Annotated in this window: 11 protein-coding genes, 3 tRNA genes and 2 pseudogenes; 5 read left to right on the top strand and 11 right to left on the bottom strand. The window is 71.7% G+C overall.

Annotated elements, in window-relative coordinates; all coding sequences use genetic code 11:
- Positions 1–25 precede the first annotated feature (25 nt).
- Positions 26–1584, top strand: a pseudogene (purF, locus tag QUE40_RS15490) (amidophosphoribosyltransferase).
- Positions 1585–1607: 23 nt separating this feature from the next.
- Complete coding sequence (gene purM, locus QUE40_RS15480) at positions 1608–2723, top strand: phosphoribosylformylglycinamidine cyclo-ligase (protein ID WP_289231509.1); 1116 nt, start codon at positions 1608–1610, stop codon at positions 2721–2723.
- Positions 2724–2744: 21 nt separating this feature from the next.
- Here purM and QUE40_RS15475 read toward each other — a convergent pair whose 3' ends face one another.
- The 6 genes and pseudogenes from QUE40_RS15475 to QUE40_RS15450 form a co-directional block, all read right to left on the bottom strand.
- Positions 2745–2951 carry a DUF3073 domain-containing protein gene (locus tag QUE40_RS15475; RefSeq protein ID WP_142007609.1) on the bottom strand — a complete coding sequence of 69 codons (207 nt, stop codon included), beginning with the start codon at positions 2949–2951 and terminating at the stop codon, positions 2745–2747.
- Positions 2952–3199: 248 nt separating this feature from the next.
- Positions 3200–3853 carry a copper resistance CopC family protein gene (locus QUE40_RS15470; protein ID WP_289231508.1) on the bottom strand — a complete coding sequence of 218 codons (654 nt, stop codon included), beginning with the start codon at positions 3851–3853 and terminating at the stop codon, positions 3200–3202.
- Between the two features lie 93 nt (positions 3854–3946).
- Positions 3947–4022 (bottom strand) — tRNA-Phe (locus QUE40_RS15465).
- 9 nt (positions 4023–4031) lie between these two features.
- Positions 4032–4108: transfer RNA gene (locus QUE40_RS15460), tRNA-Asp, on the bottom strand.
- Between the two features lie 24 nt (positions 4109–4132).
- Positions 4133–4205 (bottom strand) — tRNA-Glu (locus tag QUE40_RS15455).
- A gap of 106 nt (positions 4206–4311) precedes the next feature.
- A pseudogene (locus tag QUE40_RS15450) lies at positions 4312–5327 on the bottom strand (PHP domain-containing protein).
- A 36-nt stretch (positions 5328–5363) separates the two neighbouring features.
- On the opposite strand from QUE40_RS15450, the gene QUE40_RS15445 reads away from it, so the two are divergent.
- On the top strand, positions 5364–5840 hold the full coding sequence (locus QUE40_RS15445) for a hypothetical protein (RefSeq protein ID WP_142006759.1): 477 nt from the start codon (positions 5364–5366) through the stop codon (positions 5838–5840).
- A gap of 5 nt (positions 5841–5845) precedes the next feature.
- Here the strand turns inward: QUE40_RS15445 and QUE40_RS15440 are convergent, their stop codons facing one another.
- From QUE40_RS15440 to QUE40_RS15430, 3 genes are all read right to left on the bottom strand, one after another.
- A complete protein-coding gene (locus QUE40_RS15440; RefSeq protein WP_289231507.1) occupies positions 5846–6337 on the bottom strand; it encodes a hypothetical protein in 492 nt (163 codons plus the stop codon).
- A 240-nt stretch (positions 6338–6577) separates the two neighbouring features.
- Entirely contained in the window at positions 6578–7795 is a 1218-nt protein-coding gene (locus tag QUE40_RS15435) for an MFS transporter (RefSeq protein WP_289231506.1), read from the bottom strand.
- A 131-nt stretch (positions 7796–7926) separates the two neighbouring features.
- Complete coding sequence (locus tag QUE40_RS15430; RefSeq protein WP_289231505.1) at positions 7927–8607, bottom strand: DUF305 domain-containing protein; 681 nt, start codon at positions 8605–8607, stop codon at positions 7927–7929.
- 162 nt (positions 8608–8769) lie between these two features.
- Here QUE40_RS15430 and QUE40_RS15425 point away from each other — a divergent pair, with 162 nt between their 5' ends.
- Positions 8770–10227, top strand: coding sequence for an LVIVD repeat-containing protein (locus tag QUE40_RS15425; RefSeq protein ID WP_289231504.1), 1458 nt, complete (start codon positions 8770–8772; stop codon positions 10225–10227).
- A 96-nt stretch (positions 10228–10323) separates the two neighbouring features.
- Here the strand turns inward: QUE40_RS15425 and QUE40_RS15420 are convergent, their stop codons facing one another.
- Both QUE40_RS15420 and QUE40_RS15415 read right to left on the bottom strand, forming a co-directional pair.
- Entirely contained in the window at positions 10324–11706 is a 1383-nt protein-coding gene (locus QUE40_RS15420; protein ID WP_289231503.1) for an SPFH domain-containing protein, read from the bottom strand.
- Positions 11624–13417, bottom strand: a complete 1794-nt coding sequence (locus tag QUE40_RS15415) for an SPFH domain-containing protein (protein ID WP_289231502.1) — start codon at positions 13415–13417, stop codon at positions 11624–11626. The genes QUE40_RS15420 and QUE40_RS15415 overlap by 83 nt, the downstream gene beginning before the upstream one ends.
- Positions 13418–13889: 472 nt before the next feature.
- Between QUE40_RS15415 and QUE40_RS15410 the strand changes: the two genes are divergently transcribed.
- A complete protein-coding gene (locus tag QUE40_RS15410) occupies positions 13890–15101 on the top strand; it encodes a polysaccharide deacetylase family protein (RefSeq protein ID WP_289231501.1) in 1212 nt (403 codons plus the stop codon).
- The last annotated feature ends 14 nt before the right edge of the window (positions 15102–15115 follow it).

Here is a 15115-nt window from a genome sequence, read left to right as displayed (position 1 = left end):
TGACGGACGTCTCTCGCACGACCTCATGCCCGGCGAGAAGTCCCCGCAGGACGCCTGCGGGGTCTTCGGGGTCTGGGCCCCCGGTGAAGAGGTGGCGAAGCTCACCTACTTCGGGCTCTACGCCCTGCAGCACCGGGGTCAAGAATCCGCTGGCATCGCGACCAGCGACGGGCGCAGCATCCTGGTCTACAAGGACATGGGGCTGGTCAGCCAGGTGTTCGACGAGTCGAGCCTGGGCTCGCTGCGCGGGCACCTCGCGATCGGGCACACGCGCTACTCGACCACCGGCGGCAGCACCTGGGAGAACGCCCAGCCGACGCTCGGCGGGCACGACGGCGGCACGGTTGCGCTCGCGCACAACGGCAACCTGGTCAACACCGTCGAGCTGCGCGACCTCGTCGACCAGCGCACCAACGGCCGCTACTCCGGCGAGCTCGGCCGCGGCAGCACCAGCGACACCGCCCTGGTCACCGCGCTGCTCGCCGCCGACCCCGACCGCAGCCTCGAGAACGCCGCGCGCGAGGTGCTGCCGCTGCTCAAGGGCGCCTTCTGCTTCGTGTTCATGGACGAGCACACGCTGTACGCCGCCCGCGACCCCCAGGGCGTGCGCCCGCTGGCGCTGGGCCGGCTCGAGAACGGCTGGGTCGTCGCGTCCGAGACGGCCGCGCTGCAGACCATCGGCGCGAGCGTCGTGCGCGAGGTCGAGCCCGGCGAGCTCATCACCATCGACCAGGACGGCCTGCGCAGCCACCGCTTCGCCGAGCCGCGGCCCAAGGGCTGCGTGTTCGAGTACGTCTACCTCGCCCGGCCCGACGCCGTGATCCGCGGCCGGGTGGTCCAGGAGGCCCGGGTCGACATGGGCCGCCGGCTGGCGCGCGAGCACCCGGTCGACGCCGACCTGGTGATCGGCGTACCCGAGTCGGGCGTGCCGGCCGCCACCGGTTACGCCCAGGAGAGCGGCATCCCGTTCGGCCAGGGCTTCGTCAAGAACGCCTACGTCGGGCGCACCTTCATCCAGCCCAGCCAGACCCTGCGCCAGCTGGGCATCCGGCTCAAGCTGAACCCGCTCGAGCACACCATCCGCGGCAAGCGGCTGGTGGTCGTCGACGACACGATCGTGCGCGGCAACACCCAGCGTGCCCAGGTGCGCATGCTGCGCGAGGCCGGCGCCAAGGAGGTCCACGTGCGCATCTCGGCGCCGCCGGTGACCTGGCCCTGCTTCTACGGCATCGACTTCGCCACCCGCGCCGAGCTGATCGCGAACGGCCTTGACACCGAAGGTATTCGGGCGTCGATCGGGGCCGACTCGTTGGGCTACATCTCCCAGGAGGGGATGGTCGCCGCGACCGAGCAGCCGCCCAGCCAGCTGTGCACGGCCTGCTTCGACGGCGTCTACCCGATCGGTCTGCCCGACGAGGACTCCTCGGCAAGCACGTGCTGGAGACCCTGCCCGTCGAGGTCCGCACCGGCCACGACCGTTCGATCCGGCACCGTCCCGAGGACGAGGTCCCGCGCCGCCCCGACGCCGAGGGCGTGTCGCTGGGCGTCGCCGGCGGCGCCGAGAACGCCCTTCTGCGCCCGTGACCACCCCCGAACAGCGAGGCCCGATGAGCGACTCCCCGATGACGTACGCCGCCGCGGGCGTCGACGTCGAAGCCGGCGACAAGGCCGTCGAGCTGATGAAGGCGTCCGTCCGCCGGGCGCAGCGCCCCGAGGTCATGGGCCGGCTCGGCGGGTTCGCCGGGCTGTTCGACGCCTCGCTGCTGGCCGGGATGCGCAGCCCGGTGCTGGCCACCTCGACCGACGGCGTCGGCACCAAGGTCGCCATCGCGCAGGCGATGGACCGGCACGACACGATCGGTTTCGACCTGGTCGGCATGGTCGTCGACGACATCGTCTGCTGCGGCGCCGAGCCGCTGTTCATGACCGACTACATCGCCACCGGCAAGGTCGTGCCCGAGCGGGTCGCCGCGATCGTCTCCGGCATCGCCGCCGCCTGCGAGCAGGCCGGCGTCGCGCTGATCGGCGGCGAGACGGCCGAGCACCCGGGGCTGCTCGCCGAGGACGAGTACGACGTCGCGGGCGCCGCCACGGGCGTCGTCGAGCGCACGGACCTGCTGCTGCCCGAGCGGGTGCAGGTCGGTGACGTGGTGCTGGGGCTCGCGGCCTCGGGCCTGCACTCCAACGGATACTCGCTGGCCCGTGCGGTGTTCGACCGCGCCGGGTGGGCGCTGGACCGCGACGTGCCCGAGCTCGGCAGCACGCTGGGCGAGGCGCTGCTCACGCCGACGCGCGTCTACACCGCCGACCTGCTGCAGCTGATCCGCACCGAGGGCATCGACGTGCACGCGCTGTCGCACGTCACCGGCGGCGGGCTCGCCGCCAACCTCGCGCGGGTGCTCCCGGCCGGGACGCTCGCGCGGGTCGACCGCGCCAGCTGGACGCCACCGGCGATCTTCGAGGTGATCCGCCAGGTGGGGTCGGTGCCCGTGACCGACCTGGAGCGCACGCTCAACATGGGCGTGGGCTTCTGCGCCGTGCTGCCCGCGGAGCAGGCGGACACGGCCCTGGAGGTCTGTGCTGGTCTCGGCCTGCCGGCGTGGGTGCTCGGCGAGGTGATCGACCCGGCGGCGGCTGAGCCTGGCGTCGAGGTGGTCAGCGGTGCCAAGGGCAGCGTCGGCGGCGGATGTCAGCTGGTGGGTGAGCACCCGCTCGCCGACTGACTGCCGGGCCGGGGAGTCCGCTCAGCGGTCGCCCGAGGCCCACTTCTCGTAGTCGGCGTAGTCGTCGTCAGGCTCACCCTGATCGCCGCCTCGCGGCTCGTCGGCTTGGTGCGACGAGTTGCCTGAGCGCAGCTCGCGCTCGAGTGCGCTCAGGTCGGTGTCGGGAGAGAAGTACTTCAGCTCCCGGGCCACCTTGGTCTGCTTTGCCTTCGCCCGGCCGCGCCCCATGGCGTGACCCCCTCTGTGTTTGCCCAGAACGGCAAGCAACGGCGGCGCAAGTGCTGCGTCGTCGTCACCCACGGCTCTCGGGGATCCTCAGTTCTGTCGTGGGACAAACGGTACCTCAGTCGGAGCCGTGCTCGGGCATCGGTCCGGATGCCGCGAGCCGCCCCGCCGACCGTGCCGGAAACGGTGCCGGAGACGGCACCAGGGATGGCGCGGAGTCCGCGCCATCCCTGGTGGGAAGGGGTGTTTGCTCAGGCGTCGTCGCGGACCCGGCCGCGGGCGTACCAGCCGCCGCCGAGGATGACGAGCAGCGCCAGCACACCGAGCCCGACGATGAGCCAGGGCTGGTTGTTCGTGGCGTTGGTGTCGACCTGCTCGCTCGGCGTGGCGGGCGGGGTGCTGCTGCTCGCCTCGAAGCCGGGCTGGCTCTCGGCCGTCTCGTTGGTCGGGGCCTCGGTGGCGGTCCCGGTCTCGGTGCCCGAGCCGCCCGTCGCCGGCGCGGTGCCGGTCTCGGTGCCGGTCTGCGACGCGCCGCCCTCGACGGTGAACGCGAAGTTGCCCGAGATCGGGTGCCCGTCGCTGGAGGTCACCCGCCAGGTCACGGCGTAGCGGCCGGGGGCGCTGATGTCGACCGCCTGGCTCGCCGAGACGCCGTCGATGCTGACGTCGCCGGAGGTGACCTGCTGCCCGTCGGGGCCGGTGACCTGGATGCGCGAGCCCGCGGGGACGATCTCGGCGTTGAACGTCAGCCCGACCGTGTCCGGGGCGCTGACCGTCGCACCGTCCGCGGGGGTCGACCGCAGCAACCGGTCGTGGGCCGACGCGCTGGGCGCGTTCGCGACCCCGAGACCGAGCAGGCCGAGGAGGACGAAGAAGACTGTGAGGGGGCGTGCCGCTGTTTTCACGCGCGTCATTGTGGGGCGTGAACCTGTGTGCCCCCTGGCCGGGGGCGGGAGCGACGACGGGCCGCGACCGGAGTGGTCGCGGCCCGTCGTGGGTGGTGGCCAGGGACGGGGTCGAACCGCCGACCTAGCGATTTTCAGTCGCTCGCTCTACCAACTGAGCTACCTGGCCAGGTAGTGCTGGCGACCCCGACGGGACTCGAACCCGCGACCTCCGCCGTGACAGGGCGGCGCGCTAACCAACTGCGCTACGGGGCCTTGGTTGCAAGGCCTTCTTGCGTGTATCCCCAACGGGATTCGAACCCGTGCTACCGCCGTGAAAGGGCGGGGTCCTAGGCCGCTAGACGATGGGGACCTGTCCTGTTCGAAAGGTCCCAACCCGCCAAGCGAAACTCGGATCCGTCGAGGACTCGGCAAGCATAGGGGGTGCCCGGCGCAACCACCAAAACGAGGTGCGCGGCTCACTCTCCGGCGGCCCAGGACAGCAGCTTGTCGCGCTCCCAGGTGTCGACGATGCGCTCGATCGGGACCCCCAGACGCTCGGCCCGCGCGCAGCCGTACTGCACGAAGTCCAGCTGCCCGGGGGCGTGCGCGTCGCTGTCGATCGAGAACAGGCAACCGATCTCCAGGGCGAGCGTGAGCAGGTCGTCCGGCGGGTCCGTACGCTCCGGCCGGCTGTTGATCTCGACGGCGGTGCCGTGCTCGGCGCACGCCTCGAAGACCGCCCGCGCGTCGAACTGCGACTGCGGACGCTTGCCGCGGTCGCCCTCGATCAGCCGCCCGGTGCAGTGACCGAGCACGTTGACCAACGGGTTGCTCACGGCCGTCACCATCCGGCGGGTCATCGCCTGCGGGCCCATCTTGAGCTTGGAGTGCACCGACGCGACCCGCAGGTCGAGCCGCTGCAGCATCGCCTCGGTCTGGTCGAGCGCGCCGTCGTCGAGGATGTCGACCTCGATGCCCTTGAGCAGGGTGAACCCGTCGACGTGGGCGTTGATCGTGTCGATCACCTGCAGCTGCTTGCCGAGGCGCTCCTTGGACAGGCCGTTGGCGATGCGCAGCCGGGGGAGTGGTCGGTGAGCACGAGGTACTCGTGGCCCAGCTCCATCGCGGTCGCCACCATCTCCTGGATCGGGGATCCGCCGTCGCTCCAGTCGGAGTGGCAGTGGCAGTCGCCGCGCAGCGCCTCGCGATAGGCCAGACCACCCTCGGTGAGGTGCTCGGGCGCGGCCTCCTCGAGCTCGACGAGGTACGTCGGCGTCTGGCCCGCGAGCGCCTCGCGGATGACCTTCTCGGTCGCCTTGCCGATGCCCGGCAGGTCGCTGAGCGTGCCTGCGGCAGAACGAGACTCGAGCTCCTCGCGCGGTGTCTTGACGACCGTGTCGGCAGCGGTGCGGAACGCCTTGACGCGATAGGTCCCGGCCCGGGAGCGCTCCAGCAGGAAGGCGATCCGGCGCAGGGCGTCCAACGGCTCCATCCCGTGAGCCTAGAGCGGTCTCGATAGGGTCCCCGCATGCGGACCTGGCTCGTGCCCGTCGTGCTCGTGCTCGCCGGCCTGTGGGTCTGGTGGATGCGCCGCACGCTGCGCGCGAAGTACCTCCAGCGGCTGGTCGTCGCCGCCAAGGGCAGCCCGCGTCGGGCGCGGGTCGTGACCCTGACCTGGCAGACGGCGGTGGCGCTGACCGGGGTGCTGCTGATCGCCGCCGCGGCGCTCGCGCAGGCGCAGTGGGGTCTGGACGCCGTGCGGATCCCGTTGCTGCTGCTCGTGATCGCGCTGATCGTGCCGCTCGGCAGCATCGCCAGCGGACGCGACGCGTCGGCCGGCCGGCAGCGGCGGGTGCAGGTGCGCCGCAGCGTGCAGCAGCGCCTCACCGACGTGGGCGCCAGCGGCGAGGTCGCCGACGTGGTGGTGCGCACGAGCAAGCCGTACGCCTACGTCTCGTTCGCGCTCGGCCTGGTCGCGGCGTTCCTGCTGGTCTGGCGGGGCTGAGAGCCTCAGGAGGTGCGCGGCAGCTGGGCGCGCTCGTCGTTCTGCAGCTCGGCCGCCTTCTTCTCGGCCGCCTGGGCGGCGCGCTCGGTGACCACGCCGATGACGTACACCACGCCCACGGCGCCGACGGCCATGAGCAGGCGCGGGCGGCGGACGCCGCGGTTCAGCAGCATCTGCTCGACCTTCGCGTCGAGCTTCAGGCCCGGCTTGGACGTGAGCAGCCCGACGCCCGCGGTCACCGCGGTGAGCGCGCCCGCGACGCCCTCGACCGGGCCGGCCTTGGAGCCGAGCTTCCCGGCGAGCGGCGCGGCCGAACCTGCCTTGGCGTCGGTGCCGAGCAGCATCGCCGTGCCCGTGCCCGCGGTGTTGGTCGCCAGCAGGCTGCGCCGCGCCCACGTCGGCACCCGCGCCGGCCGCAGGTAGGTCACGACCCCGGCGATCGCGGCCGAGGTGAGGTTCTTGCCGGCGGGGGAGCGAAGGAAGCTGCGCGCAGTCATATCGACACTGTATTGGTCTCGGCTTCTGCTCCGTCGGTCTCCGCTCTCGCCCCCTTTGTCTCTGCTCCTCCTCCGGCGGCCTGTCGCTGCGCTCCGGCCCGCCGGCATCGTCGCCGAGACGTGTTCGGCCCGTCGCTGCGCTCCGGCCCGTCGGCATCGTCGCCGAGACGTGTTCGGCCCGTCGCTGCGCTCCGGCCCGCCGGCATCGTCGCCGAGACGTGTCCGTTCAGTCCGTTGAGGTCAGTCCGCGTCGACGAGGGTGCGGGGGCGCTGGCCGCGCTGCAGGACCGGGCCGCCGAGCCACGCGGTCAGCAGCATCAGCGCGCCGGCGCAGATCGTGACGGCGAAGGCGGGGGTGTGGCCGCCGTGGTCGGCGAGACGACCGGCGACGGCGGCGCCGACGGCGTACCCGAGACCGGTGGCACCCGCGAGCAGCGTCATGGCCGCGCCGGTGCGGCTCGGGGCCGTCACCCGCTCGCCGAGGGTGAACGTGGTGATCATGTACGGCGCGACGCTGAGGCCCAGCACCAGCAGGACCGGGGCCAGCTGGGCGAGCGAGTCGACGAGCAGCAGCGGCAGGGCGAGCAGCACGAACGCCAGCGCGAACCAGCGCAGCCGCGCCGGCAGGCTCCAGCGGGCCGGGAGCACGGTCAGCGACAGTCCGGCGATCACGCTGCCGATGCCGAGCAGCGCGTGGAACAGGCCGGTCAGCCCCGGCTGGCCGGCGGCGGTGGCGAGCACGCTCGTGCCGTTCTGCACCGAGCCGAAGACGCTGCCGATCGCCAGCTGCGCCAGGCACAGCACCTGCAGGGCGGGCGTCAGCAGCCGTGCGGTGCTGGTGCCCTCGTCCTCGGGCGCCTGGAAGGTGATGCGCGCCGTCTCGTGCAGCGCGAACCAGGTGCCGAACACCGCCAGCATCGCGGCCGCGACGAACAGCGCGACCGACGGCCCGAGCAGCGCGAGCACCCCGACCAGGGCCGGGCCGAGCACGAAGGCCGCCTCGTCGGCTGCGCCCTCGTAGGAGAACGCCGTGTCGACGAGCTTGCTCGGGGCGCCAGCCCGCTCGGCGACCGGGCGCCAGCGCACCCGCGCGAGCGGACCGACCTGCGGCAGGAAGAACCCGGCGACCGTCGCCGCCACCGCGACCCAGCCCCAGGCCAGGTCGGTCGGCACCAGCGCCAGCACCACGAGCAGCCCGGTCGCCGCGGCGAGCGACTGGATCAGCACGACCGGGCGCTGCCCGAACCGGTCGGCCCGGTTGCCCCACCACGGGGCCGCGACCGCGTTGGCGACCGCGAGGGCACCCGCGCACGCGCCGCCCGCGCCGTAGCTGCCGGTGTCGTCGGCGACCAGCAGCATGACGCCGAGCTGGCTCATGGCCAGGGGGATGCGACCGAGGAAGGCGACGACGACGTACGTCAGGCCGGTCAGGCCGAACAAGGAGCGATATTGCGACACGGGCTCTCCGGGGAGGACGAGGCGGTGCGTGCTGTCCCACCTCACAGCCACGCGGAGCCCTGTTCGGTGTTCGAGTGTACGACCTCCACGCCGCCCCGAGCGCGCTCGCCGGGAGCGCGGGCCGGGCCTGGTCAGGCGGCGGGAAGGCCCGCGCGCAGCTTCTCCATGCGGGTGATCTGGCTGCCCTGGCTGGAGCGGATGTCGCCGCCGAGCTTCTCGATGTCGACGTCGGTGCCGCCGGACTTGTCGCGCAGCAGCGCCATCGAGATCGCGCCCTGGTGGTGGGTGATCATCAGGTTGAGGAACGTGCGGTCCTTGGCCGGGCCCGAGGCGTTCTGCAGGGTGAGCAGCTGCTGCTTGGAGGCCATCCCGGGCATCGACGGGTCGTGGCCGCCGGCCATCCGGGTGTTGGTCGCCTGCGGTGGCACCCGCTGGCCCTGCTTCTCCAGCCAGCGCTTCATGTAGCCGATCTCCGGCCCCTGCTCGGCCCGGATGCGCGACGCGAGCGAGCGCACCTGGCCGTCGGTGAGCCCGCCGAACGCGATGTCCACCATGGTGAGCGCCTGCGCGTGGTGGACGATCATGTTCTGCACGAAGCGCACGTCGGCGGGGCTGGCCTTGGCGCTCGGGCTCGGCACGGCGCGGGTGCCGGTGAGCGTCTGGTTGTCCTGCCCGGGCCGCCCGGGTTGCAGCACCGGGGCGTCGGGGGAGGTGGCGCTCGACCGGGGCGCGGCGTCCTCGCTGCAGCCGGTGAGCACCGCGCAGCAGACGGCGACGGCGGCGGCGACGCGCAGGCCGGGGGCGAGAGGCATGCGCCGATCCTCACCCGCGGCGGGACCGGAGCGGGGGACCGCTGGCATTTCTTGACCATCTCTTGAACGTGCGGACCGGCCCGGGGCACGCGACCCCAGGCGATGCTGAGCGAATCCCCGACCGCGCGCGCAGGCGCCGGTCACTCTCAGATGGGAGCGCTCATGAGATCTCGGCGACCGCACCGCCGACTGTCCACGCTCGCCGCCGCCCTGCTCGCAGGGACGTTCGGGCTGGGCATCTCCGCCGCCAGCGCCGACCCCGGCGACGGCTCCGGCCCGGACGGCGACGACCGCGTCCGGACCAGCACCTCGTCCAAGGCCGGCACGGGCAAGCCGGCGGGCATCGGCCTGTCCGGCACCCAGCTGGCGCCCGACCAGATCGGTCGCAGCGCCAACATGGAGCTGCTGAAGAACGTGAACCCGGCCGGGCCGCTGGCCGACAGCACCGGCACCGACATCGCGTTCGAGGGCAACCGCGCCTACGTCGGCAACTACGACGGGTTCACGATCTACGACGTCTCCAAGCCGGCGAACCCGCGCATGCTCTCCCAGGTGGTCTGCCCCGGTGCGCAGAACGACGTGAGCGTCTCGGGCAACCTGCTCTACCTCGGCACCGACTCCTCGCGCTCGGACGACTCGTGCGCCTCGACCTCGCAGCCGGCCACCCAGAAGGACAGCTGGGAGGGCATCAAGATCTTCGACATCAGCGACCCCACCAACCCCCGCTACCTCAAGGCGGTCGAGACCAGCTGCGGCTCGCACACCCAGACGCTGGTCCCGGGTGACGCCGGCACCGACTACCTCTACGTCTCGAGCTACGCCCCCAACGCGGCCTACCCCGACTGCGCGCCGCCGCACGACTCGATCTCGATCGTCGAGGTGCCCAAGGCGAACCCGACGGCGGCCAAGGTGGTCAGCACGCCGAACCTGTTCCCCGACGGCGGCCTCGCCAACACCTCCGGCTGCCACGACATCACGGCCTACCCGGCGCGCAAGCTCGCCGCGGGCGCGTGCATGGGCGACGGGATCATCATGGACATCAGCGACCCGGTGAACCCCAAGGTCGTCGAGCGGGTCACCGACCCCAACTTCGCGTTCTGGCACTCCGCGACGTTCAACAACTCCGGCACCAAGGTCGTCTTCACCGACGAGCTCGGCGGCGGCGGCGCGGCGACCTGCAACGACGCCGTTGGCCCTACCCGCGGCGCCGACGCGATCTACGACCTGGGCTCGGACAACCGGCTGTCGTTCAAGTCCTACTTCAAGATCTCGCGCGACCAGTTCGACTCCGAGAACTGCGTGGCGCACAACGGCTCGCTCATCCCGGTCAAGGGCAAGGACCTGATGGTGCAGTCGTGGTACATGGGCGGCACGAGCGTGTGGGACTTCACCGACTCGGCCAACCCGCGCGAGATCGCCTACTTCGAGCGCGGCCCGGCCGCCGGCGACGACGGCGGCGGCACCTGGTCGTCGTACTACTACAACGGGCACATCTACTCCTCCGACCTCGGCAAGGGGCTCGACGTGCTGCGCGTCACCGGCAAGGACGTCGCTCCCGCCGCCGGCGTGAAGATGGACGAGTTCAACCCCCAGTCCCAGCCGTACGTCCCGCGCGGCTGACCCGGCACGGCTCGCCCGGCCCTTCGCCGGGCAACGACGAACGACCCCCGTCCCTCACGGTGAGGGACGGGGGTCGTTGCCGTGGACGTACGGCGGTCAGCCCTGCTTGCCGCCGGACCGGTTGCCGATCATCTGCTTGGCCGCGTCGGTCAGCGCCTGCTGCGCGGTGTCGACGGTCTCGGAGGAGACCTGCCGCGGCTTCGGCCGGGTCGAGGACTGCTGCTCGCCGAGGCGCGGCAGCATCTGCGCCAGCAGCAGGGTGGACAGCGCCGAGCTGTCCGAGCCGCCGCCGTCGGTCTGCACGATGACCGGCTGCGGCGCGTGCTGCGCGAGCTGGGCGCCCACGTCGAGGCGACGCCGGGCCAGCTCGTAGCCGAGGACGGCCCGGTTGTCGCGGTACGCCGTCGCCAGCTGCTCCTGCGCCCGCGCCTCACCCTGGGCGGCCACCAGGTTGGTGCGGCCGCGGGTCTCGATCTCGTACTTGACCTTCCGCGCCTCGGTCTCCTGCTCCTCGAGCATCTGGGCGACGTCCTTGCGGGCCTGGTTCAGCGAGGCGTTGACCTCGACGACCTTGGCGTCGCGGACCTTCTTGGAGCGCTCGATGTCCATGAGCAGGGTGTCGACCCGGCGCTTGCGCGTGAGGTCCCACTCCTTCTCGTAGGCCTGCAGCTCCTTGGCCACCCGCTCGCGCGTGGAGATGTGCTGGCGGTACTGCGTCGGCAGCTGCACGTCGGGGATGTTGCACCCCATGATCTGCACGCCGTAGCGGGCCAGCTGCCGGTTGAGCAGGTCCTGCATGTCCTGCACGTCGGAGCCGCGCAGGTCGTAGGCCTGCTCGGTGCGCACCTGCCGCGAGCGCTGCCGGATGGCGTCCTGCACCGAGTTCGACAGCACCAGGTCGAAGTTGCCGGCACCGATGCGCTGCACGAACTGCAGCGCGTCGACGATCCGGAACTTCAGGAAGAACTCGATCGACTTCAGCGGGACGTTCTCGTGCGTCGGGCACGCGAGCACCGGTGCGTTGTAAGGGATCTCGGTGGTGACGTCGACGACGTACGCCACCCGCGCCCACGGGTGCCACAGGTAGTGACGACCGGGCGTGAGGCCCGGGCCCGAGATCGCGCCGAACTTGGTGAGCACGCCGACGGTGCCCTCCTCGATCTCGATGATCGAGGAGCGCCACCACCACAGCGCCGCGCCCGCGAGCGACAGCACACCCAGCAGCAGCAGCGGGACCATCGCCCAGTCGGCGTCGGTCGTGGTCGCGATGCCCGCGCTGAGGAACGCCCACAGCGCGATCCAGACCAGCGTCAGCCAGCGCAGGCCGCGGCCGTCCTTGGGGATGACGACCGGCACGATCGCACCCTGGTCGCCGCCGCGCAGCAGCTGGCGGATGTCACCCCAGCTGCCCAGGGCCTCCTTGATCGAGGACATCCCGCGCGGACGCGAGGCCATCTCCTCCTGCATCGGGGCGCTCATCGCTGGCCCTCCTCACCCTGGCCGGGAAGCCGGTGTCGGTCGTTGGTCGGCGGCGGGGGCGGGGAGTCTCGCCGAGCCGCAGCCCCTGCGTGGCGTTCGGGTCCCCGGCCTGGGCCATCGGCACCGCGGTCGGGTCGGTGGCCGGAGCCTGCCGTACGCCGTCCGCACCCGGGCGGGGTCCGCCTGGTGCCGCGTCGGCCGGGACCGGCCCGGCCGGTGCGGGGCTCGCGCCACCCGGTCCACGAGGTGCCGGACGCTGGGCGGCCGGCTCGGGCGTACCGGCCCCGGTCGGCTCGTCGACCGACACCGAGCGGCGGATCTCCTCCATCCGCTCGGCCCCCGGCAGCTCCTCGTCGCTGCTGGGTTCGGCCAGCTCCTCCATCTCCGGGGTCTCCGGCGGCTTGAGCAGCTCGGTGATCGAGCTCTCCCGCGAGCTGATGCGCGCGGAGATCTCGTCGCGGCGCTGCCGGATCTGGTCCAGCTCCTCGGCGCTGAACAGGTTGGCGCTGCCGCCACCGACGAGGCCCTGGGCGATCTTGAGGTAGTCGACGCTCTCGTCCTGACCACCGATCTGCACCATCTGCGGGAGGCTGTCGCGCACCTGCTCGAGGCGGGCGAGCAGGTCCTGCTGGTATCGGTAGTCGAGGATCTCGGGCGCCTCGGCCGCGCTCATCGCGCGGATGTCCAGCGCCTGCGCCTCGAGCAGCGCCGCGTTGGCGTTGGCCTCGGACTCGGCCTCGACGAACCGCTGGCGCGCCATCGCCGTCGCGCGGTTGGTCTCGCGCTCGAGCGCGGTGTCCATCTGCGCCTGGTACTTCGCGATGTCGGCCTGGATCGAGCTCAGCGTCTCGTTGAGCGAGGCGAGGTCGCGGTTGAGGTCACCCTCGTTCTGCTCCTTCTTCAGCTGCAGCTCGTACTCGTAGGTGTAGGCCTCCTTGGCCACCCGCACCATCTCGGGCGCGGCGAGGTCCATCCGGTACTCCTGGCTGGAGGGCTCCGCGTGCGTGATGTTGGCGTGGGTGAACTCCACGGCCGGCGCGAACTGGGTGTTGAGCTGCTCCAGCAGCCGCTGGGTGCTCTCGCCGACGAGGTCGTAGATGCCCGCGGCCTCCTGCTCGTAGATCAGCGAGCGGGTGGTCTCCGAGATGGCGTTGTTCAGCTTGTCCTGGAAGCCCTGGACCGCGCCGAGGGAGAAGATGAACTGCCGCGGGTCGACGATCCGGAACTGCAGGAACAGGTCGACGCTCGCCTGCACGCCGCTCTTGGTCGGCGCCTGGTGGATCGGGGCGTTGTAGGGGTACTCACGCGTCGTGTTGACGATGTACGACACCCGCTTCCACGGGTTGAACAGCGTCACCAGACCGGGGCCCACCTGGTTCTCGACCTTGCCGAAGCGGCTGATCAGGGCCTGGCACCCCTCGGGGACCATCACCATGCCGAGGCGCCACCACAGGAACGCGGCGAGCAGCAGCAGGATGACCCAGTAGTGCGGGCCGAACAGCGCGACGTTGAGCCCGTCGGTGGGGATCAGCGCCACGAAGCCGAAGATGCCGACGATCGCGAGCACCAGCACCGGGAGCATCCCGACGAACCGGCGGCCCTTGGGGATGACCATCGGCGTGATGACGTGCAGCACGCCGTTCGGGCCGGGCTGGTAGCTCGACTGGTTCAGCGTCTCGCTGGCGTTCTCCAGCGAGGTCGTCTGCTGCACGATGCGCGTGCCGGTCGAGAACCCCTGGGTGCGCGCGGTGGCGAAGTCGGAGGGGTCGAGCCCCCGGGCAGCCGCTCGGCTGCCTGCTGCGTCACCCCCTGCACGGCCTGCTGCACGGCCTGCTGCACCCCGCCGCCCTGCGCGATCTGTTGCGCGGCCTCGCGGATCTGTTGTGCTCGCCCCATAGGGCCCTCCTCGCTCGCGTCCCCCCGTGACGTGGCGTCACGGGCACCCGTCGCCGGGAGTCTTTCACGGGTGGCGGCGTCGGGACCGGGGGTCGCCGCTGCTCGTGCGACGCACCAAGGCGCCGATCGGCTCCCACCCGACCCTGGCGTACGTCCTCGGCCGGGTCCCGTTGCCGACTCGTCATCCGACATGCCGACACGGTTAACCCCTGCCGCGGGTGGTCTGGGTGACCCTGGAGTGCGTCCCCGGCACCGATGGGGACGCAGGGACAACGGGGGAGAGCACCATGACCGACGTTCGACGTCGCACCGTGATCGGAGGCGGGCTGGCCGGCGCGGCGCTGCTGGCCGGCTGCAGCTCGGAGAAGGAGCAGCCGGTCTCGGCCGGAGAGACCGGCGGCGGCCGCAAGCCGCCGAGCACCACCACGACGACCCGGCCGGCGGGCAAGCCGATCGGCGACGGGTCGACGTCCGACACCGGCCCGCAGCCGCACCAGCCGCGCTGGACCCGGCTGAAGCCGGGCGAGAAGCCGCCGCAGTTCGTCGTGATCTCCTGGGACGGCGGCGGCGAGACCTCCCTGAAGCTCAACAGCCACTTCCAGCAGGTGGCCAAGCGGCACGGCGCGTCGATGACGTACTTCCTCACCGGGATCTACTTCCTCCCCGGCGGCAAGAAGATGCTCTACTCCCCGCCGCGCAAGAAGCAGGGCGCGTCCGACATCGGCTACTTCCCCGACCGGTTCGTGCGCAGCACGATCGAGCAGATCGGCAAGGCCTGGCTCGCGGGCCACGAGATCGGCACCCACTTCAACGGCCACTTCTGCGGCGAGAAGGGCGTGGCGAGCTGGTCGGTCGAGGACTGGAAGTCCGAGATCGAGCAGGCCAAGAAGTTCGTCAAGACCTGGCGCACGAACACCGGGATCACCGACCTGCCGGCGCTGCCGTTCGACTACGAGAAGGAGCTCGTCGGCGGGCGCGCGCCCTGCCTCGAGGGCGTCGACAACCTGCGCAAGGCCGCGGCCGAGCTGGGCTGGCGCTACGACTCCAGCGGCGCGCGCTACCCCACCTGGCCGAAGAAGGTCGAGGGCATCTGGGACCTGTCGCTGCAGGCCGTGCCCATGCCGGGGTCCGACCGCGAGGTGATCGCGATGGACTACAACTTCCTCGCCAACCAGTCGGGCGACGTCAACGGCGACAAGGCGCAGCGCCCGAAGTGGAAGAAGCAGACGGTCGACTCGTTCATGGCCGGGTTCCGCCGCTCCTACGACGGCAACCGGTCGCCGCTGGTCATCGGCAACCACTTCGAGAACTGGAACGGCGGCATCTACATGGAGGCGGTCGAGGAGGTCATGGGTCAGATGGCCGCCGAGCCCGACACCCGGCTGGTGTCCTTCCGGCAGCTGTGCGACTGGCTCGACCTGCAGGACCCGGAGGTGCTGAAGAAGCTGCGCAAGCTCGGCAGCGCGCCGAGCGAGGGCTGGGCGTCCTACCTGGCCTGAGCGCCACTAGCGTG

Origin of the sequence: Barrientosiimonas endolithica (assembly GCF_030296655.1) — a bacterium.
In the GTDB taxonomy this organism is placed as follows: domain Bacteria; phylum Actinomycetota; class Actinomycetes; order Actinomycetales; family Dermatophilaceae; genus Barrientosiimonas; species Barrientosiimonas humi.
The sequence above is the reverse complement of the archived record's forward strand: the minus strand, read 5'-3'. Positions and strand labels throughout refer to the sequence as shown.

Excerpts from the sequence above, each read along its gene's own strand:
- purM (WP_289231509.1), top strand. The coding sequence starts at position 1,608 with ATGAGCGACTCCCCGATGACGTACGCCGCCGCGGGCGTCGACGTCGAA.
- QUE40_RS15475 (WP_142007609.1), bottom strand. The coding sequence starts at position 2,951 with ATGGGGCGCGGCCGGGCGAAGGCAAAGCAGACCAAGGTGGCCCGGGAG.
- QUE40_RS15445 (WP_142006759.1), top strand. The coding sequence starts at position 5,364 with ATGCGGACCTGGCTCGTGCCCGTCGTGCTCGTGCTCGCCGGCCTGTGG.
- QUE40_RS15440 (WP_289231507.1), bottom strand. The coding sequence starts at position 6,337 with ATGACTGCGCGCAGCTTCCTTCGCTCCCCCGCCGGCAAGAACCTCACC.
- QUE40_RS15430 (WP_289231505.1), bottom strand. The coding sequence starts at position 8,607 with ATGCCTCTCGCCCCCGGCCTGCGCGTCGCCGCCGCCGTCGCCGTCTGC.
- QUE40_RS15425 (WP_289231504.1), top strand. The coding sequence starts at position 8,770 with ATGAGATCTCGGCGACCGCACCGCCGACTGTCCACGCTCGCCGCCGCC.
- QUE40_RS15420 (WP_289231503.1), bottom strand. The coding sequence starts at position 11,706 with ATGAGCGCCCCGATGCAGGAGGAGATGGCCTCGCGTCCGCGCGGGATG.
- QUE40_RS15410 (WP_289231501.1), top strand. The coding sequence starts at position 13,890 with ATGACCGACGTTCGACGTCGCACCGTGATCGGAGGCGGGCTGGCCGGC.